This is a genomic window from Candidatus Babeliales bacterium (assembly GCA_035288105.1).
Classification (GTDB): domain Bacteria; phylum Babelota; class Babeliae; order Babelales; family Vermiphilaceae; genus SOIL31.
In genome coordinates this window covers 1-25,753 of sequence record DATEAY010000077.1, presented here as the reverse complement: position 1 = coordinate 25,753, position 25,753 = coordinate 1, and the positions used below count along the sequence as shown (strand labels likewise).

The 25,753-nt window shown below is 36.6% G+C and carries 21 protein-coding genes and 3 tRNA genes; 10 read left to right on the top strand and 14 right to left on the bottom strand.

All coding sequences use genetic code 11. From position 1 onward, the window contains the following. Positions 1-227 precede the first annotated feature (227 nt). From VJJ26_04470 to VJJ26_04435, 8 genes are all read right to left on the bottom strand, one after another. Positions 228-1,373, bottom strand: a complete 1,146-nt coding sequence (locus tag VJJ26_04470) for an FtsW/RodA/SpoVE family cell cycle protein (protein ID HLC07413.1) — start codon at positions 1,371-1,373, stop codon at positions 228-230. A gap of 181 nt (positions 1,374-1,554) precedes the next feature. Then, positions 1,555-2,088, bottom strand: a complete 534-nt coding sequence (locus VJJ26_04465; GenBank protein ID HLC07412.1) for a hypothetical protein — start codon at positions 2,086-2,088, stop codon at positions 1,555-1,557. Positions 2,089-2,120: 32 nt separating this feature from the next. Next, complete coding sequence (locus VJJ26_04460; protein HLC07411.1) at positions 2,121-2,750, bottom strand: hypothetical protein; 630 nt, start codon at positions 2,748-2,750, stop codon at positions 2,121-2,123. Between the two features lie 204 nt (positions 2,751-2,954). Next, on the bottom strand, positions 2,955-3,230 hold the full coding sequence (locus VJJ26_04455; GenBank protein HLC07410.1) for a hypothetical protein: 276 nt from the start codon (positions 3,228-3,230) through the stop codon (positions 2,955-2,957). A 123-nt stretch (positions 3,231-3,353) separates the two neighbouring features. Then, positions 3,354-3,902, bottom strand: coding sequence for a hypothetical protein (locus tag VJJ26_04450; GenBank protein HLC07409.1), 549 nt, complete (start codon positions 3,900-3,902; stop codon positions 3,354-3,356). 13 nt (positions 3,903-3,915) lie between these two features. Continuing rightward, entirely contained in the window at positions 3,916-4,839 is a 924-nt protein-coding gene (locus VJJ26_04445; protein HLC07408.1) for a hypothetical protein, read from the bottom strand. Between the two features lie 22 nt (positions 4,840-4,861). Continuing rightward, positions 4,862-4,937, bottom strand: a tRNA-Pro gene (locus tag VJJ26_04440). 77 nt (positions 4,938-5,014) lie between these two features. Continuing rightward, positions 5,015-5,090, bottom strand: a tRNA-His gene (locus VJJ26_04435). Positions 5,091-5,325: 235 nt separating this feature from the next. Between VJJ26_04435 and uvrA the strand changes: the two genes are divergently transcribed. The 5 genes from uvrA to rplU all read left to right on the top strand — a co-directional run bounded on the left by uvrA (position 5,326) and on the right by rplU (position 12,534). Then, a complete protein-coding gene (gene uvrA / locus VJJ26_04430; protein ID HLC07407.1) occupies positions 5,326-7,938 on the top strand; it encodes an excinuclease ABC subunit UvrA in 2,613 nt (870 codons plus the stop codon). Positions 7,939-8,045: 107 nt separating this feature from the next. Then, entirely contained in the window at positions 8,046-8,912 is an 867-nt protein-coding gene (locus VJJ26_04425; GenBank protein HLC07406.1) for a hypothetical protein, read from the top strand. Between the two features lie 106 nt (positions 8,913-9,018). Further along, on the top strand, positions 9,019-9,213 hold the full coding sequence (locus VJJ26_04420; protein HLC07405.1) for a hypothetical protein: 195 nt from the start codon (positions 9,019-9,021) through the stop codon (positions 9,211-9,213). A 160-nt stretch (positions 9,214-9,373) separates the two neighbouring features. Next, positions 9,374-11,986, top strand: a complete 2,613-nt coding sequence (gene mutS / locus VJJ26_04415) for a DNA mismatch repair protein MutS (GenBank protein ID HLC07404.1) — start codon at positions 9,374-9,376, stop codon at positions 11,984-11,986. Between the two features lie 215 nt (positions 11,987-12,201). Continuing rightward, positions 12,202-12,534, top strand: a complete 333-nt coding sequence (rplU, locus tag VJJ26_04410; protein ID HLC07403.1) for a 50S ribosomal protein L21 — start codon at positions 12,202-12,204, stop codon at positions 12,532-12,534. 51 nt (positions 12,535-12,585) lie between these two features. On the opposite strand, the gene VJJ26_04405 is transcribed toward rplU, so the two are convergent. The 4 genes from VJJ26_04405 to VJJ26_04390 form a co-directional block, all read right to left on the bottom strand. Beyond that, complete coding sequence (locus VJJ26_04405) at positions 12,586-13,227, bottom strand: TrkA family potassium uptake protein (GenBank protein HLC07402.1); 642 nt, start codon at positions 13,225-13,227, stop codon at positions 12,586-12,588. A gap of 19 nt (positions 13,228-13,246) precedes the next feature. Next, the gene (locus VJJ26_04400; GenBank protein ID HLC07401.1) at positions 13,247-14,602 is read right to left on the bottom strand and encodes a potassium transporter TrkG; all 1,356 of its coding nucleotides are present in this window, start codon (positions 14,600-14,602) and stop codon (positions 13,247-13,249) included. 175 nt (positions 14,603-14,777) lie between these two features. Next, positions 14,778-14,915: a hypothetical protein gene (locus tag VJJ26_04395; protein ID HLC07400.1), complete on the bottom strand. Its 138-nt coding sequence runs from the start codon at positions 14,913-14,915 to the stop codon at positions 14,778-14,780. Positions 14,916-14,919: 4 nt separating this feature from the next. Further along, on the bottom strand, positions 14,920-16,242 hold the full coding sequence (locus VJJ26_04390) for a glycine--tRNA ligase (protein HLC07399.1): 1,323 nt from the start codon (positions 16,240-16,242) through the stop codon (positions 14,920-14,922). Positions 16,243-16,530: 288 nt separating this feature from the next. Between VJJ26_04390 and VJJ26_04385 the strand changes: the two genes are divergently transcribed. Further along, the gene (locus VJJ26_04385; protein HLC07398.1) at positions 16,531-18,177 is read left to right on the top strand and encodes a trypsin-like peptidase domain-containing protein; all 1,647 of its coding nucleotides are present in this window, start codon (positions 16,531-16,533) and stop codon (positions 18,175-18,177) included. 177 nt (positions 18,178-18,354) lie between these two features. Continuing rightward, complete coding sequence (locus tag VJJ26_04380) at positions 18,355-19,536, top strand: ATP-binding protein (protein HLC07397.1); 1,182 nt, start codon at positions 18,355-18,357, stop codon at positions 19,534-19,536. Positions 19,537-19,602: 66 nt separating this feature from the next. On the opposite strand, the gene ppsA is transcribed toward VJJ26_04380, so the two are convergent. Next, positions 19,603-22,077: a phosphoenolpyruvate synthase gene (ppsA, locus tag VJJ26_04375; GenBank protein ID HLC07396.1), complete on the bottom strand. Its 2,475-nt coding sequence runs from the start codon at positions 22,075-22,077 to the stop codon at positions 19,603-19,605. Between the two features lie 270 nt (positions 22,078-22,347). On the opposite strand from ppsA, the gene VJJ26_04370 reads away from it, so the two are divergent. Together VJJ26_04370 and VJJ26_04365 are read left to right on the top strand one after the other, a co-directional pair. Then, complete coding sequence (locus VJJ26_04370) at positions 22,348-23,091, top strand: TlyA family RNA methyltransferase (GenBank protein HLC07395.1); 744 nt, start codon at positions 22,348-22,350, stop codon at positions 23,089-23,091. Continuing rightward, a complete protein-coding gene (locus tag VJJ26_04365) occupies positions 23,088-23,402 on the top strand; it encodes a hypothetical protein (protein ID HLC07394.1) in 315 nt (104 codons plus the stop codon). Before VJJ26_04370 ends, VJJ26_04365 begins: the two co-directional genes overlap by 4 nt. 13 nt (positions 23,403-23,415) lie before the next feature. On the opposite strand, the gene VJJ26_04360 is transcribed toward VJJ26_04365, so the two are convergent. After that, positions 23,416-23,904, bottom strand: coding sequence for a hypothetical protein (locus VJJ26_04360; protein HLC07393.1), 489 nt, complete (start codon positions 23,902-23,904; stop codon positions 23,416-23,418). A 364-nt stretch (positions 23,905-24,268) separates the two neighbouring features. Between VJJ26_04360 and VJJ26_04355 the strand changes: the two genes are divergently transcribed. After that, a tRNA-Arg gene (locus VJJ26_04355) sits at positions 24,269-24,345 on the top strand. The last annotated feature ends 1,408 nt before the right edge of the window (positions 24,346-25,753 follow it).

The window sequence follows — 25,753 nt, the reverse complement described above, 5'->3', positions numbered from 1 at the left end:
AAAAACCAGCTGCAGCTAGATGGCATTGGCTCAGATGAAGATGGTGAATTTTAGTAAAATAACAGTTTAATACTTTAGTTGGCACCCCTAGGGGGTGCTACAAGCCGTCAAGCTCCCCGCTCGACGGGGACGTTATGACTTACCAAGGAAGTGCCTAGGTTTTAGGTCAGCCGCCGAGGCGTTTGGCGCTGAGATAGTCGCACTTCAAACTTGAATGAACCATTTTTTTATCTACAGCGTAACATAATATTTTGAAATGCCCCAAGACAAGCGATTGTAATTAACAAATTACTCAATCCATAACTCATCAGAGGAAGTGGAATGCCAACAATGGGCATGATTGCTAAAACCATACCGATATTAACAATAGTTGCCAAGAGGATGTGTAACAACAGTCCGCTTGCAAAAAGTTGAGCGTATATATCTTTTACTTTTCTAATGAGCATGAATGATCTGAAAAATAAAAGTATGTAGCATAAGATAATTGTAAGGGCTCCAACAAGTCCCCATTCTTCACAAAGCACTGCAAAAATAAAATCAGTTCTACTTTCGGGTAAAAAACGTAATCTATTTTGTGTTCCATTAAATAATCCTTTGCCCCACAATCCACCCGAGCCAATAGCAATACTTGCTTGTTCAGTTTGATAACCTTCCTTTTTATGATCACCTTGGCCAAGGAACACAATGATGCGATTTTTTTGATAATCTCTTAACGCAAATGACCAAATTAATGGAGTCATAATGAGTGTGACTAAAACACCATAAAGAAAAAATCTTTTATCCAATCCTGCAAACCAGCACAGAATAAGGCCAGAAAAAAGAACAATAAGTGATGTGCCAAGATCGGGTTGTTTGAGTATTAAAATAAAACTAATACCAAGCATTATAAGTAGTGGGATAAATAATCCAAAAGAATGTATTACGGTTTTTTTACGCATATGTAAACAATTAATCATATACGCGGGGAATAAAAACTTTGCTAATTCAGATGGTTGAAATTTAAAAAAAATAAAGTTCAACCAGCGCTTACCGCCCATACCCACACTTCCTTTAATGAGAGTAAAGATGAGCAGAGCGATTACGCCAAAATATGCTACATAACCCCATCGTATCAGATTGCGATAGTCAGGAATTAAACAGAGAAAATAAATAATAATGCCACCACATATTCCAATGCATTGTTTCATAAAAAAAGGGGAAAATGGTTTTTCTGCAGTGTATGTTGCGCTAAAAACAAATAAAAGTCCGCATGCAGAAAGAAGCAGCATGAGAAAGAATGTTATAAAATCAAATGAACGGGCTGTTGTTCGGTGATTAATACTCATATTTAAGTAAATAATTTTATAATGTATGTTTATTTCAATATTCTTCAATTGGGATCCCCATGTGGAGAGTAGCGCAACTTGGGGTTATTATACCATGATTAAGAAACATTATATTCCATATTTCATTTCATATCATATGGGGACCCCTATTAAGAAACATTTTTTATGCGAAAAAAAAGACTTCCACTTTTTTACAGAGGAAGTCTTTAATTATTTCAAAATAATGAAATTATTTCTGAGCATCTCGTGCTGCTTTTGAAGCAGTTGTTTCAATAAACATTGCTGTGCTATTGAGTAATTTTCGTGCTTCTTCTTTGGCAAAAGTAGAATGTTTTGATGAAAGACTTTTTTGAACAGCTAACATATCTGTTGCTATTTTTTGTAGTGTTGTAATTTGGTTTTTTAAATTTGTTGGAGATTGAAGAACACCACGAGTTATTTTGATGTTATTAACAAGATCAATTTCTGCTTTTGTTATTTTTTCAAGAGGATTTAATAAAGAAGAATCTCTCATACCTAATAAGTTTTTGTTTTCATTAATAATAGTCGTTACCAATGTTTTCATGCGAGAGATTGCGCTGTTCCACATACCTAAGTCTAGAGTTTCTTTATATAAGTTATCTTTACCAAATGCTAAATTGTGACCACTAACCATACCTGATAAAATATCAGTTGCTTGTTTTTTTACTTCAGCGTCTGTTAACGCAAAAAGGCTTGATGAAAGAACAAGTAAAGAGCTCAATAGTATAATTTGCTTTTTCATAAGAAAATTCCTTTTTTTAATTTAGTTATCAATTAGTTACCAGGAAACATTGGTGGAAGATCTCTTGGAGGAGTATTTAAATCTCGGGAAGGCGCAGGTATGTTACTACCACGAGGAGGAAGAGCTGGTCGACCTGATGCAATTTTTGCCGCGATTACATTATCTACAGCTTGGATTACCTGTTCTAAAAATCTCCCGATAGAAGTAACAACGTTTTTAGCTTCCTTTTTATTGGCAAGTGTCATACTTGCACGAGAAAGTTTATCGGTAGCTGTTCTTAAATTTCTTTGTACGTTTGCTAATTGGTTTTGTTGAGCTCTTAGGCCATCAGCAGCAGAGATACCGCGAGTGATTTTTGTTATGTTGATAATGTCCATACTTGCTTTTTCTACAGCGCTCATTGCATTGATGATGTCAGAGTCTTTTACACCAACCAAATTTTTACTGTTTTCGATGACGAAAACTTTTGCTTTGGCAAGTTCTTTTTCCCATGCTACAAGTGATGCATTTTGTTCCGAAACTGATTTAGACGGATTTAATGCATTCTGTCCAAAGTTATTGGCTGCTGGAGATAGTTGATTGATCACTTCTTGACCTGTTATTGCGTATAAACCAGATGTCAGTACCAATAAAGCACCAAATACAATAGATTGCTTTTTCATAAGAAAATCCTTTTTTTTTAATACTAAAAATATTCTGCTAAATTTATAATAGCATTATTGTTTTCTAAAAAACAATAATTTGGCATAAAAAAGGATGGAAAAAGCAGTTATAATAGGTAATTAAAGCCTCTAGAAGCTTTAACAAAGATTTAGTTTTTTGTGGTAAAATAGCTATAAAAAAGGGATTTTTGTCCTAAAAACCGATTATTTTTGTAGTTTTTGGAATGCATTATAGATTGTTGCAGTAAGCCAAAAAAAGAAAAATACGGCAATAGTGTGACTGACTATACCGGTAATGATTGCTTGGGGGGTTACCTTTATAAAAGGCTTGATGTATTCAAGCTTGGGCATCATATGTATTGTTGCAATGAGTCTGAGTGTTTGATTGGGGAAGAATTTGAGCGCTAATGCAAGAGCCGTATACATTGTACAAAATGTAGTTGCTCCGGCAATTCCAAATCTACACGCATATATTTTCATAAGAACCCTTTCTTTATGGTACATTATAATTATGCTGATCGTAGAAAAAATAAAGAGTAAAAAACAATAAAAAAACTCGCTCATGTTAAGTGAGCGAGTTTTTTGTGTGATATGATTTCGTAATTAAAGAATCAGTGGCAAAGCTTTTGTGCGTTTTTCGTGATGTATTAAGCCATTGTCATCGAACATATACATAAGAGAAGACGATGTTTTTTTCGCCATGTAGTTATACAGTGTTTGATAATAAATTGCGTTAATATACGCAACAAGTTCTTGTATTTTTGCTTCTAATTTTTGCCAAAGAGTTTCTTTTTCTTTTTCGGTGATATTTTTCTTACGAGCAATTTTTTCTTGAACGTTTTCAGCATATTTTCTAATGGTTTCCATAATGTTCAAGCCAAGTTCCTCATACAATGGAAGTGTATCTGGTTGCGCTTCAATGTATTCTGCACATTTTATAAATGCGTGAACAGAATCTTCTGAGTTCAGTGCAAACAAATTAAGAAAGGTAAGTTGTAAGTCTTTACTTAAAGTATTTGTTGTCTTTTCAGCCCAAGCGTGTGCTTGTTTATTGATTTTTGGTGTTAATTTTGCAAATGAATTTGCTGGAGCAGCCTGCACAGATAACATTACTTGCGATATAAGCGCCAGAGAAACAAAATATTTATTCATCGTGAACCTTCTTTTATGGTTGTGAAACTTCAGTTTGAGTGTACAGTTTTGTTGTTTGTAACATATGCTCAAATACATGATCAGGGCTAGGGAGTGTTGATTTGTATTCGTCAGGTAACATCCCATACATGCTAAACAATGTTGTTGTGTAACGTTTATCAAATGATGGCGACATAAGCTTGTTGTAGAGAATCATATAATATTCTTTATATATTTCCGCACCTGCATGAATAATTTGAGCGACATGATCGGATGTTTCATTAAGCGAATTGGTTACATTTTCAATAACAGTAAACAGTTCCGGATTGTTTTCTAAAATAATAGAAAGCGCAATAAGAGATTTGCTTTCTGCATCTTCTGCTGGTATCTCAACGGGCATTTTGCCTTCACTCATTCCCTTATGAAGTCGAGAAACACCTTGCAAATGCTGAATGCTATCATTAAAAACATCAGAGCTCTTTTTAAGTTGCAATGCTGTTTCATCAGCTTGTTTATCTGCCCATGAGCGTAATTTAATTTGTGCATCTAATTGAAGGGCTTCCAGAGCATCATCAATCATTTGTACTGTATTTTGGTTGTAATGGGTGATGCATGTGCTGAGTGTTTGATTGTAGATAGTGCGTGTACTTGTTACAAATGAAAGTCGTTCTATAAGAGTTTTGAGTGTTGCAAGATCTTCCGCGGGATTTTTATAAATATTGATGTTTACGCGGATTGCCCTATTTAATCGGGCGATTGGAGTGAAAAATTGTCTGATTTTTTCTTCAATGATAGAGTTTGCATATAAAAGATAGACAAGATTAGCAGTTATCTGCAGTTCTTGTGGGGACATGTGGTCAATATATGATGTTTGCCATGTGTGCAAATTTGTCGTTGTTAAAAAACAGGAAGAGAACGTAAAAATAAGTGATAGAAAATGCATTCGATTGGTTATCATAACAGATCCATTTTTAAAAAAGTGGTCGGGGTGGCCAGACTCGAACTGACAACCCCTCGCTCCCAAAGCGAGTGCGCTACCAATTGCGCCACACCCCGAATATTTCAAATATTTTAAAGATAAAAGTAATGTATATCTTTTTTTACTGATCTGCAAGTTATTTTTACGAATTTTTTGGGGTGAATGGTGGGGATCGAACCCACGACAACCAGAGCCACAATCTGGTGCTCTACCAACTGAGCTACATCCACCATAACAAAACCGAATAAGTGAAGCCTCTAATAACTTGTCCAACCTTTGATAAAAATGATCCGCCAGACGAAGCTTTATGCGTAATCTGGTTTTAAGTATACGGTTTTTGGGGCAAAAATCAAAAAAAACCTTACAATGAGCTTCTATGGGGTTTGGCGAACCCTCAAATATGTGTTATTATATACTAATGAGAAATTATACTGTGGGTTTTTTTAGTTAATTGGACAAAAAGTCATGAAAAACAAAATTGATGCGTTGAAGGGGCGCTGGATCAGTATTTTCGGAGCCCGTGAACATAATTTAAAAAATATTGATGTCAGCATCCCAAAAAACAAGTTAGTAGTGATTACAGGGCCTTCCGGGTCGGGTAAAAGCTCATTGGCTCTTGATGTTTTGTTTACAGAAGGAAAAAGACGTTATTTGGACTCGCTTTCTTCATATGCGCGCCAATTTTTGGGTGCAGCAAAAAAGCCAGATGTTGATCGTATTGATGGTCTCTGCCCTTCTATTGCTATTGAACAAAAGACGGTAGGATCAAATCCACGCTCAACTGTTGGTACTATTACGGAAGTATACGATTATTTCCGTATTCTTTTTGCTCGTATCGGTAAAGTTTTTTGCCCCAATTGTCGTTTAGAAATTAGAGCAGAATCGGCCGAAGCTATTTGTCAGATGCTGCACAAAGATTTTAATCTTAAAACAATTTCCGTATTGGCTCCGATTGTTCATGAGCAAAAAGGAGAATTTGTTCAGGAGTTGTTGCAGCTTTTTGAAAAAGGTTACTATCGCATTAAGATTGATGGAGAGCGTTATAAATTTAGATCAGCTGATGAAATCAAAAATCTTAATTTAAAAAAGACTTACAAACATACCATTGATGTTATTGTCGATTCTCTTGAAGTAAGTTCAGACGAAAGATCTCGTTTGCAAGAAGCTGTTGAGGCTGCATTTAAGCTAACCAACGGTAACTGTAAGATTGTCCTTCGACAGGCTCAGGACGAGCGGAGAGTGGAATATCTGTATTCATCTCATCGTATGTGTATTGCATGTTCACAATCAATTCCTGAATTAGAACCGCGTTGTTTTTCTTTTAATTCACCAATCGGTGCATGTAAAGGATGTGAAGGGTTAGGTACAATCAATGAGTGGCCATGGGCTGCTGGTGATAAAGATTCATGGAGAGCAGATTATCCTGAATTTTTTGGTGATAAGTATGCTGTTGTAAAAACGTGTGCCGAATGTAACGGCAAACGTTTGAATAAATATGCGTTAGCAGTGCTTATTGGTGGTAAAGATATTTGTGAATTGAGTGATTTATCAATTAAACAGTTATTAGCATTTTTTGATTTGCTTGTTCTGAATGCAACTGAATTGGAAATAGCACAAGGGCTTATTCGAGAAATTAAAAGTCGACTTACGTTTATTAATGATGTTGGATTATCGTATCTTACGTTAAACCGTACGGCGCGCACATTATCTGGTGGTGAAGGACAACGTATTCGTCTTGCTTCTCAAATTGGTTCGTCATTGAGTGGTGTTTTGTATATTCTTGATGAACCAAGTATTGGTTTGCATCAGAGAGACAACGATCGGTTAATTGAAACGCTTAAAACACTGCGCGATCAAGATAACACCGTTGTGGTGGTTGAGCATGATATGGATACTATTACACAATCGGATTACGTTATTGATATGGGGCCTGCTGCCGGAACATTAGGTGGGCAAGTAACTGCTGTTGGAACACCAACTGAATTAGCAAACAATAGTAATTCTCTTACTGGTGCATATTTGAGCGGTAAAAAATCTATAATAAGACCAAAACAATTGCGCGATCCGCAAGATTTTATTGTTTTGGAACACATTGATAAACATAATTTGAAAGATGTTACACTACGCATGCCGCTTGGTGTACTTTGTGGAGTGTCTGGTGTTTCTGGTTCCGGTAAAAGTACTTTGATTATGGATCAACTGGTTTCTGCTGTGAAGCGTGAATTTTCAGGTGGCTTTAAAAGAATTCGCAGAAATGCAACATTCGATGTTGGCAGCTTGCAAGGCGCTGAAACTCTTGAAAATATGGTTGTTATTGATCAAAGTCCTATTGGTCGTACGCCACGATCTAATCCTGCGACATATCTTGGTATTTTTGATGAAATGAGAAAATTATTTGCATCATTACCGGAAAGTAATGCACGGGGATATGCTGTAGGTAGATTTAGTTTTAATGTTGCTGCAGGACGATGCTTTGAATGTAGTGGCGATGGTGTTATAAAAGTGGAAATGCATTTCTTGCCCGAAGTAATTATGACATGCAAAGCATGTGATGGAGCTCGTTACAATAAAGAAACGTTATCTGTTCTTTATAAAGGTAAATCTATTGCGGATGTGTTGAATATGACAGTGTATGAAGCATTGTTATTTTTTGAACACCATAAAACAATTGCTAAGCGTTTGCAGTTACTATGTGATGTTGGTCTTGATTATATTAAACTCGGTCAGCCTTCAACAACATTATCTGGTGGTGAAGCGCAGCGAATAAAATTAGTTGATGAATTAGCAAAACGTGAACAACACACATTATATATTTTAGATGAACCAACAACCGGATTGCACAATAGTGATATTGAAAAATTATTAGTTGTTCTTAATCGCTTGGTTGATAAAAACAATTCTATGATACTTATTGAGCATAATCTTGATGTGCTTAAAACAGTAGATTACCTTATTGATCTTGGTCCTGAAGGTGGCGATGGTGGTGGGTACATTATTGCACAGGGTACTCCTGAGCAGGTTGCGCAGTGTTCAGAGAGTTATACAGGACAGTATTTGAAGCCATTCTTCTCAAAATAAGCATTCTATCCGACTCGTTGAGAAACTTATTAGTTTTGATATTCTGGAATAAGAGACAACAGAAGTTGTGTGTTTTGAAGTAGCTCAAGATTATAGAGGGTTGTATCGTGAAATATCAAAAATTACTGTTATTACCGATAGTTTTAGCTGTTTTTAGCAGCATCGCTCAAGATGCAAAGATTATTGAACAGGCAGCGGTTGATGCAAAGGCACTTGTTATAGAGGCAAAAATTACTCGCGATCGCCATATAGTCTATTGTTTAACTGCTCTTGGAGTTGCTCGTGAATTGTATCAATGGGTACCTTTGTTAAGAGATCTTTACGCCACAAATAATCCGCAAGTTGGTCCTGAACAAGAGAAACTTTCAATGTTGCAAGCTTTAAAAGCAGGTTTAAGTCATCTTTTTTATACTCAAGAAGGATGGGCTTCAATAGTTCAATCTGGTGTTGGTATTGGTGGGTTTATACTTGTTTCAAAAGTATGTGAAAAATTTGTCCATCCTGATACGATCCGTTGGTATATTCGTAACTATGCTCCTTATTATCTGACCATAAAAATGCTGAAAGAGTGTCTATCGGAGTTGCAGGATCCATCCATTAGTCAAGACCGGATCAATATGTGCAATGAGTTTGTACATCTATTATACGATCGTTTAGTGCGTCAGAGCGAAGCGGTCTGTGCTTATATGACATACAAGGCTAAATATCTTGATGATGAAGAAAGAGCTATTGCTGAGCGAGGGAAGAGTTTAATGATAAAATCTCAAAATACCTGGTTAGATCGTATTTTTGTCGAATTATCAGCATCTAGTCGCGATTATCAAAATATAAATACGCTTATTGCTGCTTATAAAGCGGATATTGCCCTCCAGATAAATCATTTTTCTGTTGTAGAAGGTGAATCGCAACATGATCGATCTATGACTGAGAAGCAAATAAAGGAATCTTTGAGTAAAATCAAACGACCTAATTAGTGTGTATTTAAAAGGTTTTCTTGTTAAATTATTGCATATTGAAAATATATTCTGCTATCCTAAAACGTGATAGATATACTTATCACTGCTTTAAGGAGGGTTTGTTATGAAAAACAAATTATATGCGCTTGCTACGGTAGCAATGCTTACTTCGATGTTTGCACTGTGTATTGTTGATCAATGTTATGACAATTCTTGTCTTGATGTTGCCACGATGGAAGCGGTTTCGTGTGACGATGGATCTTGTGAGGATACTGAAGAAGATGATACTATGTCCACACAAATCATTGATGCCGACTAAGGTTTAATTGAGTTGAAATTATAGAAAAGAGCTTTGTGAACAAACACAAAGCTCTTTTTTTGTTTTTAAGAATTAAGATTAAGATTAATCCCCAACTTAGCGTTGGAGATTAATAATTAAATTAAAAAAAATCATTTTTTTGAATATACTAAAGTGCACTATGATAAAAACACAAGAACATACACCATTAATGCAACAGTATCTTGATATTAAAATTGATTATTCCGATACACTTCTTTTTTTCCAAGTAGGTGATTTTTACGAACTTTTTTTTGATGATGCAAAACAAGCAGCAGCATTTTTAGGTATTGCGCTTACTGCACGAGGAAAAAATAAAGGCGAACCTATTCCATTGTGTGGTGTACCGATTCATGCAATTGATCATTATTTATCTAAATTGGTTAAAGGTGGATTTAAAGTTGCACTTTGTGATCAACTTGAAGATCCAAAACCAGGAACAATTGTTAAGCGTGGTGTAAAACAGGTTTTAACACCAGGAACATTAACTGATTCCAAATTATTAGACGACAGATCTGCATCATATCTTTTTTCATTCTACCCTGCAGGAGATTCGTGGGGATTAGTTTTTAGTGAATTATTAACTGCGCAAATTTTTGTAACAACAATTTCTGCTGGTGCAGAAAAATTATTAGAATCAGAATTAATTCGTTTCTTTCCTGATGAGATTTTAATTCCAGCAAATTCTCAAACAAAAGATTTGCAATCATATTTTAAGCGCTTGGGATATTTTACTACCGTTGTCCATAGTAACGAACAACAACAGCTTGAAAGTGATGCTGCGCAGTGGACAAAAAAACAGTTTCCACAAGCAACATGTGCGCAGCTAGAAGCGGATAAAGCGATGCGACAAGCTTTGTACTATTTTTATGCATACATGGCAAAGCATCAACGATCATCACTGGATCAGTTCAATACAATCTTTTTTTATAAGCCTGATGATTTTCTGATTATGGATGCGGCGACGCAACGTAATTTGGAACTGGTGAAAAATGCGCACGATGGCACCAGCAAAAATACGTTGTTTAGCGTGATGGATAAGGCAAAAACAGCAATGGGTTCTCGTATGATCAAAAAATGGATCTTACGACCGCTTGTTAAAAAAGAAGCGATAGTGCAGCGTCAAGATGTAATTGCGTTGTATTGTACCGATATTACATTGGTTAACACTCTAGAACAACTACTACTTGCCGTTGGCGATTGTGAACGCGTGATAGGGCGTATTGCACTGCAGCGTGCATCATTGTTTGATTACATTGCATTATCACGCATGCTTGTTATTGTTCCACAACTGAAAAGCACTATTTTTCATCATAAAAATGTTTTATTGATGCGTGTTATTGCAGATCACTTGGGGGAATTTCAAACATTATCACAATTATTGTTGCAAGCATTACATGATGAGCCATCTGCAGATACAATCATCAAAGAAGGATTTGATGAAAAACTTGATCATATGCGAATGTTAATAAACAACAGTAATGAGCGTATTACTGATTTGGAAATTGCTGAACAAAAAACGACGGGAATCAATTCGTTAAAAATTCGTTATAATGCAATTCAGGGATATTATATTGAAATAACGAATGCACATTTATCAGCAGTTCCTGAGCGGTATCGTCGTTTACAAACATTAGTAGGACGCGAGCGATTTATTACTACTGAATTACAGAATTTGCAATACGGAATTGAAGCTGCTCGCAAAGATATTGTGAATTACGAAACAGCGCTTTTTGATAGTATAAAAAATGAAGTTGCACAACATATTGCCTTACTACGAAAATCAGCCCACGCTATTGCGCATATTGATGCATTACTATCACTTGGGCACTTAGCATATGATAATGGCTATGTGCGTCCTGAATGTAATGAAAATCGTGATATTGTGATTGTTAAAGGTCGTCATCCCGTTGTTGAACAAGTATTGTCTAATACTTTTATCCCCAATGATACGTATTTAACTGATGAGCAATCGTTGTGGATTATCACGGGTCCAAATATGGGTGGGAAATCTACCTATTTACGCCAAGTTGCTTTGATGTCTGTTATGATGCACATAGGTTCATTTGTGCCGGCAAAAAGTGCTAATATTGCTCTGTTGGATCGCATTTTTACGCGCCTTGGAGCAAGTGATAACGTTGCCGAAGGCAAAAGTACCTTTTTGGTGGAAATGGAAGAGACAGCAATGATATGCACCCAAGCAACCGCAAAAAGCTTGGTTATTTTGGATGAAGTTGGGCGTGGAACAAGTACCTTTGATGGATTGGCAATAGCTCAGGCGGTTGTTGAGTATATTTTTACTAGTATCGGCGCGCGATGCTTATTTGCGACACACTACCACGAATTGACCTATTTGCAGCAGACCTTTCCAGGAATTACTGTGTATCAGGCAGCAAGCAAAAAAACCAGCAGTGGCATAATTTTTCTCTATACCATCATACAAGGAGTTGCTGATGGTAGTTTTGGTATTGAAGTTGCCAAGTTAGCTCATTTACCAGCAGCGGTGATTAAGCGGTCGTGTGTGTTAGTCGAGTCTTTTGCCCATGGGGGTGAGCGGATTGTTCCTGTGGTCAAAGAAATTGATGATCAAGGTGATATGTGGGGAGAAAATAGAGCACTCAAAGAGGAAAATCGGCGATTACAACAGGAAAATGATAAGGTCCAGCGCATGATTGCTCTGTTTGAAGGTGTTGATTTTGACTCCTTGTCACCGAAAAAAGCGTTTGATTTACTGTGGGAATACAAGGAACTATGAAAGTGTATCTTTTTGCTGGACGGTAGGGGCTTTTTTTGTTATAGTTTGAATAATAAAATAGCTCAATTTCAATTCCATTTTTATCCCTAATTTCGAATCTTAATTGGGGTCCCCATGTGAAAAGTAATGAAACATGGGGTTAAATTGAGCACCCATACGGAGAAAATTTCGATATGGGCGTGGTTAAATTAAAGTTATAGTCTAGGGAAAATCGGATGGTACAACAAGAAAAATACGGTAAGTACGCGATATTTGCAAACGGCGGCAAACAATATCAGGCTATTGAAGGCCAAACTATTGCTCTTGAAAAAATAGAGGGTGAAGCTGGTGATAAGATTGAATTAGGTTCAATTTTGTTCCGTAAGTTGGATGAAGGTAATTTTGAAATTGGTCAGCCTTTTGTAGATGGCAAAATTGTTGCTACAATCGTTAAGCAAACCAAAGATCCTAAAGTGATCGTTTTCAAATTTAAAAGACGTAAAAAAGTACGCGTGAAAAACGGACATCGTCAACCAAAAACTGTTGTGCGTATCGAAATGATAGCATAATATTTTTCAGTTGGTGGATGAAAAATTAAGAGGCCTTAAATGGCCTCTTTTTTATAGCTTAGCTAATTTTTCCAAATTCTTATTGGGCCCTGCGCAAACAAGTTTATCCAATTCTTTTACTATGTAATCAGGGCCTATTGAAATAATTTTTTCTTCTTCTTTTTTGCCAATGCAGTGAACATCATAATTATTAAAAAGATCTAACTCTTGAATACTTTTGCCAACAAATTGTTGCGGTGCGGTAATATTTGTTACGCAGAAGTTTTTTGCTAAACGTGTAACATCCATAAATGGTGAACTAAGATTATCTGCAAGACGAATACCAATTTCTTTTTCTGGTAAAATGACGCGATCTGCGCCAACTAATGTTAATATCTCTTTATTCAGATCATCAATTGCGCGTGTAATGACGTAGGGAGTTTTAAGATGTTTTTTGAGTAGTGCAGTAATTAAAATTGATTGTGTGCTATCTTCACCCATTGCAACAATGACTGTATCAATTTCGTCAACACCAATGCTGCGCAATGATGCTTCATCGTTTACGTCCATAACAATTGCATGCGCAACAGAATCGCGAATTGAAGCGACAATTGATTCATCGCTATCAATTGCTAATACTTCCATTCCATTTTCTGATAACACTGTTGCTACTTGATAGCCAAATCGTCCCAGTCCAATGACACAAAATTTCATGTGGTTCCTTGTAATTTCATTATCCAAGCATTACTCGTTCTTCAGGATAGGAAAATTCAATAGTTTCTTTTCTTGCTCTCAATTTAAGGCCTAAAATAAAGGTGAGTGAACCGATACGGCCGATAAACATTGTTGCCATAATAAATAATTTACCAAAATCAGATAGTTTTTCTGTTCCTTTAAGAGAGAATCCTACATTGCTAAATGCGGAAATTGTTTCAAAAAATATATCCAAAAAGTTCCAACTTTTTTCTGTTATCAGCAAACAGAATGTAGTGAATAAAATCCATCCAATACTGAGCGATATGATTGCAATTGCTTTGTATACTTGATCAAACGGTATTTGTCGTTCAAATGCATCAACTGATGATCTACCATTAATTGCTGATCTGATTGTGCTTAAAAAAAGAACAAAAGTAGTAATTTTTATACCACTTCCCGTTGAACCTGGAGCTGAACCGATAAGTCCAATAAGCATGATGAAAAAAATTGTTGCGCTATGAAAGTCAGTTAAATTTGCAAGAACGAATCCACAACTTTTGAATGATATTGCATGGAAAATAGCATTGGCACATTTGAGTGGTGCAGAAAGGTTGTGCAAGGTATTACCATTTTCTAGTGCTAAAAATACGACAGTTGCTACTACAAGTAAAACAGCGGTGCCATATAAAATAATTTTGCTGTGTAAAGAGAATCGGTAAGATTTTTTTGAGAAAAAATAAGCATGGCCACGTAACATAATTTCGTGCCACGTGATAAATCCTAGACCACCAAAGAATGTTAAAATGCTTGTTGTTGCAAGAAAGATATAATTGGTAGCGTAGTGCTGCAAGTTTTGATCTGTTAGAAAATGAAAGAATGATATTCCTGCATTACAAAAAGCTGATATTGAATGGAAAAATGAATAAAAAACTGCGCTATGCAAAGGATATTCTGTTTTAAATATTGAAAAAAAACATAATGCGCCAATAACTTCAAGGGTTAATGTTGAAGCAAACGTAAAGATTAGTATTCTTTTTATATTGTCCCATGAATCAAGTTCAAACAATTGACCTGCCATAAACCGTGTTCCTAAGCCAAGATCAATAAACAGTGAAATAATAAAGAGACTCATGGTTGCAAGTCCCAGAGCTCCGATTTGAATGAGTCCCAAAATGACTGCTTTGCCAAAAAAGGTAAAATTATTTAGTGGGATAGTAAAAAGTCCCGTAACACATGTTGCAGATGTTGAAGTGAAAAATAGGTCAATGGCTGACATTGGCTTGATATGTGCTATTGGCAATGCAAGCAATAGCGCTCCGCACACAATAAGTACGAAAAATGAAAAAAGAATAATATGTGCAGGAGATATATCAATTAATTTGTTCTTACTCATAAATACCTAACAAGACATTTTTGAGTTCGTATCCTTCGACAAGCTCAGGACGAACGGATTTTAAATTTAACATAAAATGAATCGATTTATTTATATTTTTTATTTCATCTATATTGTTTTTTATTCTATTCCGTTCGTCCTGATACTTCATCAGGCTCAGTAGTAAACGCTACGCTCAGTATACTTCACGTGATTTTTCCAATCCCGTTCGTCCTGATGCTTCGTCAGGCTCAGCAGTAAACGTTGCGCTCAGTACCTCGCGAGATTGTTCCAATCCCGTTCGTCCTGAGCTTGTCGAAGGATACGAACGCATTTGTTTATGATTTATGTTTTAACATGTTAATAAGATATAATTCAACTTTTTCAATATTAATACGTTCTTGCTTGAGAGTATCGCGATCGCGAACAGTAACACAATTGTCATTTAAGCTGTCAAAATCATACGTAAAGCAAAGTGGTGTACCAATTTCATCTTGCCGGCGGTAGCGCTTACCAATTGATCCAGATTCATCAAATTCTACTTGGAAGCCTGCAAGAGCTATGTTGGTATAAAGTTGCTTCATGTTATCACTTAATTTTTTTGTCAGTGGCAAAAATGCGGCTTTAATTGGTGCAATTGATGGGTGCAATTTGAGTACTGTGCGTTCTTCTCCGCCTAATGTATCAACATAATATGCATCAAAAAGTAAAGTTAAGAATAGGCGATCAGTACCAACTGAACATTCTATAACATTAGGCATAAATGATTTTTGTGTTTCTTCATCAAATACTGATAAATCTTTTCCAGAATGCTTGCTGTGTTGTGATAAGTCAAAATCGCCACGGTGTGCAATTCCTTCGAGTTCTTTCCAGCCAAATGGATATTCGTATTCAACATCACTTGTGTTCGATGAATAATGCGAAAGTTCATCTTTTTCATGTGCTCGTAAACGAATGTAATTGGTATTGATGCCAATTGTTTTGTAAAATTCAAGGCGCTTTTTGCACCAATAATCAAAATATTCGTTGGAACTTTCTGGAGTGCAGAACCATTCCATTTCCATTTGTTCAAATTCTCGCATGCGGAAAAGGAACTGTTTTGGTGTAATTTCGTTGCGGAAAGATTTACCAATTTGTGCAATACCAAACGGTATTTTTACGCGGTTTGAGGACATTACGTTTTTAAAATTAATAAAAATAGCTTGGGCGGTTTCGGGGCGAAGATATGCAACTGCACTGTGATCTGCAACGGCGCCAAGTTGTGTTTTAAACATCATGTTAAATTGTCGCACTTCAGTCCATGCTTTTTTGCCGCAACTTGGGCAAGGTCCAGTGATATCAATGTCAGGATCATCTGCACGGAAACGTTTTTTACAGTTGGTGCAATCAATCATAGGATCGTGGAAGTTATCAACGTGACCTGATGCTTTCCAGATAGCTTCTGGTCCAAGGAGAGACCCTTCTAAAAAGAAAATTGTTTTATCGGGAGACATGATAGATTTTGACCAAGCGTTTCTGATGTTATTTTTGAGTACTGTGCCAAGAGGGCCAAAATCATAAATACCATTCAAACCACCATAAATTTCTGATGATTGGAATACAAAACCGCGTCTTTTACACAGTGCAACGATGTCTTCTAGTGTTGGTCTTTGGGATGACATAACATGTGTCCTTTAATTTTTTATTCGTTCGTATCCTTTTCTCCCCACATTCCATTTCATTCTACACGGGGACCCCGGCGTAGAGGAACGGAGCTGGGGATCAAGCCATATCGAACACCGTATTAATAATACTAGGATAGCTGCTTAGCGATATTTTGACAAATTCATTAGTTTTATGGAGTGCTTGTCTGGTTTTGTTTTTGTCCATTATGTTATACACTATCCTTCGACGAGCTCAGGATGAGCGGGAGTATGTATGCATCATCTAAGTAAAAAAGGTTATACCGCATGTCAGTTAAGAACAGTGTAGTAATGAGTGTATTGATAGGAATTATTCTCTTTTTTAGTACATTTGTTTTGTTTTTGTACAGAAATCAACTTCGGCTTGAAAGCCAGTGGGAACAATCTCAGCAAAAAACGCTTTTCAATCCCATAAATCAAACCAATTCCCATGTTGTTGAAAGTTTTGTTTCTAGTGCCCAATTATGGCGACCTGTTCAGGATCGTATTCGTGATACCGTTGTACAACTTTTTGTGCAAATTTCAGCAATTGATCTTTTAGAACCATATAAAACTCCTCAACAAGGCACTGCGTGTGGTAGTGGTTTTTTTATTAATGACCAAGGTTATTTAATCACCAATGCGCACGTAGTTAATTCTGCAAAATCGGTGTGGGGACAAGTTCCTTCATTGGGCAAGCGCATTATTGATATGGAGGTTGTGGGAATAAGTTTTGAACGTGATTTAGCATTGTTACGAGTAACAGAAGAAAGTCGTGAGCTTATCACCAAGGAGTTGGGTGGCATTCCTTATTTACCACTGGGTGATTCTGATCTAGTTCGCCGTTCTGATGAAGTTTTGGCGGTGGGGTATCCATTGGGACAACAATCGTTCAAGAGTACCAATGGTATTATCAGCGGTCATGAGCATCATTTAATTCAGATGAGTGCACCGATTAATCCAGGTAGTTCCGGTGGGCCGTTACTTAATGTGCGTGGTGAAGTTATTGGTGTCAATTCATCAGGTGTTACTGAAGCGCAAAATGTTGGATATGCTATTCCGATTAATACACTCAAAACAATTTTGAATGATTTGTATGAAGTTAAAATATTACGCAAACCATTCTTGGGTGTACGGTTTAATAATAGCACCGAAAGCTTAACCAAATTTTTAGGCAATCCACTTCCCGGTGGTTGTTACGTTATCGAAACAGTCAAAGGAAGTCCACTGGAAAAGGCAGGTGTTATGCGTGGTGATATGATTTATGAAATTAATGGACATTCCGTTGATATGTACGGTGATATGAGTGTGCCATGGAGTGAAGATAAAATATCCATAGTTGATTACCCGTTGCGTTTATCAATTGGTGATACGGTGACTATTGGTGTATATCGTAAGGGACAAAAAAAGATATTTAGCGTAAATTTTAGTTTGGCAGAACCACAAGCAATTCGTTCTGTGTATCCTGGTTATGAACCAATTGATTATGAAATTTTTGGTGGTATGGTTGTGCAAGAACTTAACGTTAATCACGTACGTATGTTGGGTGATCATGCTCCTGGTTTGCGTAAATATGGCGAATTAAAATATCAATCAGAACCGGTACTTATTATTACACATGTGTTTCCTGATTCTCAGTTGTATCGTGGTCGCAATATGCCGCTCGGTGCAACATTACATGAAATTAATGGCACAAAAGTAAAAACACTTGATGATTTTAGAAGTGTGGTAAAAAACGGTGCAACACAAGAATATTTGACTATTTCAGCAGCTGATAACGTGACACGTGCAGCAGAAACAATTTTCGTGGTGTTGGAAATGCAGAGGGTTGTTGAAGAAGAGCAACGACTTGCGCGTGATTACCGGTACCAATTATCTGAGACTGCAAAAGAGGTCCTACGCCTTGCTAATGCAGGAAAATCATTGAATAGCTAGGGTCAGCATGTTGAGAAATAGGCTATAGAGGCAATGATCGAATAAAAATATGCTAATCTTATAGTCGACTATGCATTTAGCATATTTTTACAACAAAAAAGCTTTTAATTTACGTAAATTATATGCTAATCTTATAGTCAGGTATAAGATTAGCATATAATTTTTAAGGGCTAAAAAATGTTTACACGTGAATTGATCAGTACTTTGATGCGTTTTTCAAAGTTTCCCGTAGTGGCAATTTTGGGGCCTCGACAGTCTGGAAAAACAACCTTGGCCAAGAGTGTCTTTAAAAATCATACATTTCTCAATCTTGAAAGTCCCCACATCCGAGAACTTGCTATTAATGACCCGCTCGCCTTTTTGCGTGAGAATGAAAATGAGTTTGGTATTATTTTGGATGAATTTCAGTATGCCCCACAAATCCTTTCCTACATACAAGTTGAGAGTGATGAGAAAAAAAGACCGGGGTATTTTGTTCTCACGGGATCACAGAATTTTTTAACGAATGAAGCAGTTACTCAATCTTTAGCCGGACGAGTTGGCATTGTAACGTTATTGCCACTCTCTATACAAGAATTAAAAGATAATGATTTGTTGCCAGAAAACGTGAATGAGGCCATTGTTAATGGTGGGTATCCACGGCTTTATGCAGAGAGCTTTTCCACGCTTGAACTATATCCTTCCTACATCCATTCATATATTGAGCGTGATGTACGGCAGCTCATTAATGTTGAGAATTTGCGAACATACCAAAAATTTATGCAGCTCTGCGCGGGGAGAGTTGGGCAACTTTTGAACATTGCTGATATTGCGACTAATTGCGGAGTTAATCGCAGTACTGTAGAAAGTTGGATTTCAATTTTAGAAGCGAGCTATGTTATTTTTACACTTAAGCCATATTGGGAAAATTTTAAAAAACGTGCAACAAAAATGCCGAAAATATATTTTTATGATACCGGTGTGGCATGTTCATTACTTGATATTAATACGCCAGCGCAACTTGCGCTGAGTCCTTTTCGTGGTCCTTTGTTTGAATCATTCATCATATCTGATTTACATAAACAATATTTTAATATGGGCCGTCGTCCACCATTGTATTTTTGGAGAGACAACAATGGATACATTGAAGTAGATTGCCTTGCGAATATTGGTAACAATTTGATTCCTATGGAAATTAAATCAGGAGAGACGGCAAATTCTGATTTTTTCAAAGGTATTGGAAAATGGAATGAGTTGGCTCAAACAGATCCAAAAAAAGGATATGTTATTTATGGTGGTCAGTATTCCCAAAGTACAAACGATGGAAAACTGCTTGGTTGGAAAGGTGCTGGCAGTTTAATGGCAGAATTAGAAAAATAGCTTGAGTTAAAAAGACAACAAGCCCCACAATTTTGTAGGGCCTGTTTTTTTAATTAAGAAAGGCGTTTATTTGGAATAGCGCATAAGGAATGGGATAACGGTGTCGGGTGTTAGTGAAACTGAATTGATTCCTGTTTTTATCAAAAATTCTGCCAGTTCTGGAAAATCTGATGGAGCTTGTCCGCAGATACCAATATACGTACCAATTTTATTAGCTGTGGTGATCGCTTTAACGAGCATTTTTTTGACTGCAGGATCGCGTTCATCAAAAATTGGACTGATTAATGCAGAATCGCGATCAATGCCAAGTGTTGTTTGTGTAAGATCATTTGATCCAATTGAAAAACCGTCAAAATAATTGCTAAATTCCTTGATGAGCATAACGTTTGATGGTAATTCACACATCATGATTACTTCCAAGCCATTTACTCCGCGCTCTAATCCATTGTTGCGCATTTGCGTAATAACACTTTCTGCTTCTTTGAGTGTGCGGACAAAAGGAATCATTAACTTTACGTTTGTCAGTCCCATTCTTTCGCGAACAATTTTCATAGCTTCGCACTCGAGCGCAAATGCATCTTTGTAACGTTCGTGATAATAACGTGAAGCACCGCGAAATCCGATCATGGGATTTTCTTCAATTGGTTCAAAATATGATCCACCAATCAAGTCATAGTATTCATTACTTTTAAAATCAGAAAAACGAACAATGATAGGACGCGGATAAAACGCTGCTGCCATCATACCAACTGCGCATGCAAGTTGTTCAACAAAAAATTCTATATTGCTTGTGTATGCAGCTGTTGTGCGTTCAATTTTTTCTGTGATGTTCGGATCAGTAATTACTTCGGGATAAATGAGTGCCATTGGATGTATTTTGAGTGCATTAGTAATGATAAATTCTAATCGTACCAAACCAATTCCTGATGTTGGTAAAAAAGATGTTTTGAATGCGCTATCAGGATCGGCAATGTTAACCATGATGGGCACTGGTGGTGTAGCGATGTTGTCTAAATGTACTTCTGCTACACTAAAGGGGATGAGTCCATCATACACATAACCAACGGTACCATTACTGCAATCGAGTGTTACTTTTTGACCAGTTACTATTTTTTCTGTGGCGTTTTGTGTGCCAACAATTGCGGGAATACCGAGTTCTCTGCTGACAATTGCTGCATGACATGTTCTACCACCTTGATTAGTAATAATTCCTGCAGCTTGCTTCATAGCAGGAACCCAATCCGGATTTGTCATATCAGTAATAATAATATCTGTTGCGTTGATGTGATCAATTTCTTCCACAGAATTAATAATACGTGCAATTCCACTGGCAATTTGTTGTCCAACACTGATTCCTTCAACAAGAATATTTTCTGCCAATGTTGCACGATTTCCATTGAGCGTATAAAGAAGGAGAGTGTTTTTTTGTTTACCAGCATGTACTGTTTCGGGGCGTGCTTGAACAATATATATTTTTCCATCAATGCCATCTTTTGCCCATTCAATATCCATTGCAGTCCAGTTGCAATTACGCTTTTTGTACTGTTGTGAATAATGTTTTTCGATAGTTACAACCATGCGAGATAATTCAAGAATTTCGTCATTTGTTAAACAATAATATATTTGATCTTGTTGTGATACAGGAACAGTTGCAATGAGGTTATCTTCTTGATCGCTATAAATAATTTTTATTGATTTACGACCAAGTTGTTTTTTGATGATTGGTGCAAATCCTTGTTCTAATGTTGTTTTGTGTACAATGTATTCATCAGGAGTAATTGTGCCTTGTACAATTGCTTCACCAAGACCATAGGAGCCGTTAATAACAACAACGTCAGTAAATCCACTTTCTGTATCGAGGGAGAATGCAACACCAGAGCACGAAAGATCGGAGCGTATCATTTTTTGAATACATACTGAAAGTGCAACTTCTAACTGATCAAAACCTTGCTCTTTACGGTAAGCGATTGCGCGGTCGGTAAAGAGCGAAGCGATACATTTTTTGTAATACGTAAGGACATTTTCTATTCCTTGCACATGTAAGTATGTATCTTGTTGTCCTGCAAAAGAAGCATCGGGAAGATCTTCTGCTGTTGCTGATGAGCGCACGGCAACATCACAATATTGTTCATTATATTGATTTGAAAGATCTTGATATGCTTGCGTGATTTCATCTGCAAGATCAGTTGGTATGTGCCCGTTTTCAATACGTGCACGTATTTCGGCACTCACTTTTTTGAGATTTTTTAAATCATTGATATCAGTAATGTGATTGGTGAGTTCTGTGATCTGTGTTAACAAGTTATTGTGATTGATGTAACGCGCATATCCATCAACGGTAACGGCAAAACCATGAGGAACTCTGATTCCTTCAGAACTGAGAGCGTTGATCATTTGTCCGAGTGAAGCATTTTTTCCACCGACAAGGGGAAGATCAGAAAGAGATATGTCTTTAAGAAAAGTAATATACCGGTATTGTGTCTGTGCGCAATGGAATACGCACAATAATAGGATTGCTATAAAATAGCGCAATGCTTTCATAGAAGGAATCCTTTTTAAATTTTTATCATCATGGATATTACCCTGTATGGTAATAAAGGCGGTGAACAAAAACAATGGTTTGTTTTTTTACGGGGTGAGGTTGTTGACTTTGTTAGTAAATTGTGGTCAAAATTCAGTTTGATTGAGTGACATGAAGTAGTTTAGAGCATTTTTTTTTATAAAAAATGTTAATTTTTTTGTTAATATCCGCATAATGATTACTGTATAGTGGAAGTAAAATTGTAGATATATACGATTAACAGGTGGGGTATGGCTAAAATAAAAAAACGTCTTGATGTTAGGTTGCAAGAATTGTTACCGGAACATGATGAACGACATATCCAAAGTTTGATTATGCAGGGAAAAGTTTTTGTTGATGATGAAAAGGTTACAAAACCGGGAACACAAGTTACTAACGATGCAAAAATTACGTATTCTATTGAAGAACAAAAGTTTGTCAGTCGTGCTGGTTTAAAATTGGAAAAAGCGCTTGATCATTTTAAAATTGATGTAAAGGACTTAATTGTGCTTGATGCAGGCATTTCAACAGGTGGTTTTACAGATTGTTTACTGCAGCGTGGTGCAACAAAAGTGTATGGTATTGATGTTGGTTATGGCGATGTGCACGATAAAATTCGTAAAGATGAACGACTTGTTTTATTAGAAAAAACAAACTTACGAATTTTAGAAACTGTTGGTGAATTGGTTGATGTGATAACACTTGATTTGTCATTTATCTCTGTGTTAAAAGTTATGCCAACGGTGTGCAAGGTTTTAAAAAAAGATGGCAAACTGATTGTGCTTATAAAACCACAATTTGAAGCAAGTAAACATGAAATAGGTGCTGGCGGTATTGTGCGCGATGATCACATTCGGCAAGCAATTGTTGATGTAGTTGTTGATGGAATTAAAAGTTATGGTTTTGATTGTGTTGGAGTAATTGAATCGCCTATTTTTGGTGCAAAAGGAAATAAAGAATTTTTAGCGTACTTTGCGCGGAAGGTTAACGCATGATGCAGAGAGTAATGATCGCATACATTATGATTTCTTTTTTTCAGATAAGTCATACAATGGATCAGAACCAACAACAAGAAGACAAGTTATGTTTAGAGTTGATTCCTGCAAATCAATTGCATGAATATTTGTTAAAACCTGTGGTATACAAAGAGACAGAGTCATGCTATAGGGATGGCACTTTAGGTCAACAGATTGCAGGAAGTAATTATTATAAAGTATATATTGGAAATGATTCAGGAAGTGGTATATGCGTTCCCAGCAATAAGATTTACAAACGATTGTCTGAAAACAGTATAAAAAAGAAATAACCGCGCAATTGTTTTACGCGGTTATTGTTTGTAGCAATTTTTTATTGTTATGTAGAGCAATGTCGATTGTTTCTATTGCTTGAAATTCATGTTCTTTATTATCAATTACGTGAAGTATTTTATTAAGATCATTTGCAAGTTCAAGTAATTTTCTTTGTAGTTTCTCTTCTTTTGCAACAATTGCAGCTGATCCGATTGGTCCCAGCAACATGACACCAGGAGAATTGGTTTTGTATTTTTCTTCGATAATGGCGAGCCTGTTTTTCATGTCAGCAATAGCTATCGCAAATTCAGCTCCATGAACAAGATGTTGTTCCAAAAAGTGCAATTGCCGTTGTGCGGTATAAATTTGATCGATAAAGTTACGATCAAGTTCGTGCACAATCGATTTTTTGTGAGCATGTATGAATGAAATAGTGCGTTCAAATGCTGTTTTTACCAAAAAAAACAGTGCGCAGAGCAATAAAATGTCTCTCATTCTACTAAAAAATGAATAATGCATAGGTAAACCCCCCTTAGGTTTATATCTTTTTATCCTATTTTCAGGGTAACATTGATAGTTGTATTGGTCAAAAGGGTCTATTTTACTGGTCAAATCACGTTTTTTATGATACAAATATGATGAACATTGAAATATATGCGCCTGACTTTTAACCCACCTCCATAAATTGCGGCGGGTACCCTTGAAGACATAAGAAGATAAGTTTGATATTATATAGCAATTAGAACGCGCCCGTAGCTCAGTTGGATAGAGCTTCTCTAGCCCAACCCTCGTTAACTGCGGTCGGGCACCCATTTTAAGAATGGAAAAAAATTCCGAAAAAGACACAAAAATAGCAAGTTTGATAGAATAGAGTAAAAATTATGCGCCCGTAGCTCAGTCGGATAGAGCGCCTGACTTCGAATCAGTAGGTCGCAGGTTCGAATCCTGCCGGGCGCGCCAAACTTGATGATCGGTACAATCCAGTATCAAATCAAACGGTTTGGCTGCGTTGAATACAAGGTTTTTGCCACTTAGGCGTAGGTTCGATAGTGTAAGCTTGATAAGTTGCCGTTTTTCTTCAACTTCAGAACTTTTGAATAAATCATAGGCTCGGATGGATAGATCCAGTATATATTTTGCCGTAATATAATAGTTATCTTCGGCTTCTTGCAATTTACTCAGTTGGAGGTTCACTGTACCGAGTTTGTCTCGCAGTGAAATATAAAATCTGTCATAGTCGCTTTCAGTAATTCTCATCTTCAATTTATCCATATACAAATTATCGAGCATTCTCGTGATTTCTTTATGTTCTTTGGTGAGCTTATCAAAATGCTCATTATGGAATTCAATTTTGTTTTGATGAACAGAATTAAGCGTTTCAACAATTTGTTCTAAAATATCATTTGGTATTTGCATCTTCTGAAACACTGCTTCTAATTGTCGGGTTATTTCTTCCTCACGAACCCATTCAGCGCCATGTTTGCCATTGTATTGAGTGCAATGGTAATAAACATGGCCTTTGTGTTTTTCTGGCGTGATTGCAAGGTTGCAATCGTCACAACGGATAAGGCCACGATAAATATATGGTTTGCCAGCATATTTTACTGGTTTTTTATTAAAGCTTGCTTTCACTTCTTGTACCTGATTAAAAAGGGTGGGCGTTATAAGGGGTGGGTATTTATGAGGGTATTCTTTGTTGTTGCATACCATGATGCCATAATAAAATTTGTTTTTAAGCACCCAGTCTAATTTACCTGTTGACCAAGCAAGATTATATTCAGTATTCATTTTTTGGCAAAGGAGATTTAAAGAAAATGCTCCTGTTGCATATAATTCAAAAAATTTCTGTAAAACTTGTGCATTGTATTCATCAACAAGAACGGTGGCTTTGCCATCAATAGTGGCATTTTTATAGCCAAAAGGAGCCTTGCCAGCCCACTCACCTCTTTGCCATTTTTGTTCAAGAGCACGTTTAACGTTATCGCTTATGGCATCTGAATAATATTTGGCTAATCCAAGGCTGATACCAAAGTGGAATTTTTCTGCAGCAGAAATTTTACTGTTAAGAATTTGGCCATCGGAGGTGAAGTGCAATTCTAGTTCATCACGCAATGCTTTGTCGTACAAATAAGAAACACGCTTATCAAAAATATTACGCGATAAACGGTCGACTTTATCGCAGCAAATAGCGATTTTTTCTTTTTGTTCAAGGATAAAACCAAAAATAGGTTCATTCAAGTTTGAAGTGCGACTATCTCAGCGCCAAACGCCTCGGCGGCTGACCTAAAACCTAGGCACTTCCTTGGTAAATTATTTATCTTTGTTTCAATCCGGTCTAACTGATCCTCAGTTAAATCCTTAAGCGGTA

Coding starts and splice junctions, on each gene's coding strand:
- VJJ26_04465 (HLC07412.1), bottom strand. CDS start 2,088: ATGAAAAAGCAAATTATACTATTGAGCTCTTTACTTGTTCTTTCATCA.
- VJJ26_04460 (HLC07411.1), bottom strand. CDS start 2,750: ATGAAAAAGCAATCTATTGTATTTGGTGCTTTATTGGTACTGACATCT.
- VJJ26_04455 (HLC07410.1), bottom strand. CDS start 3,230: ATGAAAATATATGCGTGTAGATTTGGAATTGCCGGAGCAACTACATTT.
- VJJ26_04450 (HLC07409.1), bottom strand. CDS start 3,902: ATGAATAAATATTTTGTTTCTCTGGCGCTTATATCGCAAGTAATGTTA.
- VJJ26_04445 (HLC07408.1), bottom strand. CDS start 4,839: ATGATAACCAATCGAATGCATTTTCTATCACTTATTTTTACGTTCTCT.
- uvrA (HLC07407.1), top strand. CDS start 5,326: ATGAAAAACAAAATTGATGCGTTGAAGGGGCGCTGGATCAGTATTTTC.
- VJJ26_04420 (HLC07405.1), top strand. CDS start 9,019: ATGAAAAACAAATTATATGCGCTTGCTACGGTAGCAATGCTTACTTCG.
- mutS (HLC07404.1), top strand. CDS start 9,374: ATGATAAAAACACAAGAACATACACCATTAATGCAACAGTATCTTGAT.
- rplU (HLC07403.1), top strand. CDS start 12,202: ATGGTACAACAAGAAAAATACGGTAAGTACGCGATATTTGCAAACGGC.
- VJJ26_04405 (HLC07402.1), bottom strand. CDS start 13,227: ATGAAATTTTGTGTCATTGGACTGGGACGATTTGGCTATCAAGTAGCA.
- VJJ26_04400 (HLC07401.1), bottom strand. CDS start 14,602: ATGAGTAAGAACAAATTAATTGATATATCTCCTGCACATATTATTCTT.
- VJJ26_04395 (HLC07400.1), bottom strand. CDS start 14,915: ATGCGTTCGTATCCTTCGACAAGCTCAGGACGAACGGGATTGGAACAA.
- VJJ26_04390 (HLC07399.1), bottom strand. CDS start 16,242: ATGTCATCCCAAAGACCAACACTAGAAGACATCGTTGCACTGTGTAAA.
- VJJ26_04385 (HLC07398.1), top strand. CDS start 16,531: ATGTCAGTTAAGAACAGTGTAGTAATGAGTGTATTGATAGGAATTATT.
- VJJ26_04380 (HLC07397.1), top strand. CDS start 18,355: ATGTTTACACGTGAATTGATCAGTACTTTGATGCGTTTTTCAAAGTTT.
- ppsA (HLC07396.1), bottom strand. CDS start 22,077: ATGAAAGCATTGCGCTATTTTATAGCAATCCTATTATTGTGCGTATTC.
- VJJ26_04370 (HLC07395.1), top strand. CDS start 22,348: ATGGCTAAAATAAAAAAACGTCTTGATGTTAGGTTGCAAGAATTGTTA.
- VJJ26_04365 (HLC07394.1), top strand. CDS start 23,088: ATGATGCAGAGAGTAATGATCGCATACATTATGATTTCTTTTTTTCAG.
- VJJ26_04360 (HLC07393.1), bottom strand. CDS start 23,904: ATGCATTATTCATTTTTTAGTAGAATGAGAGACATTTTATTGCTCTGC.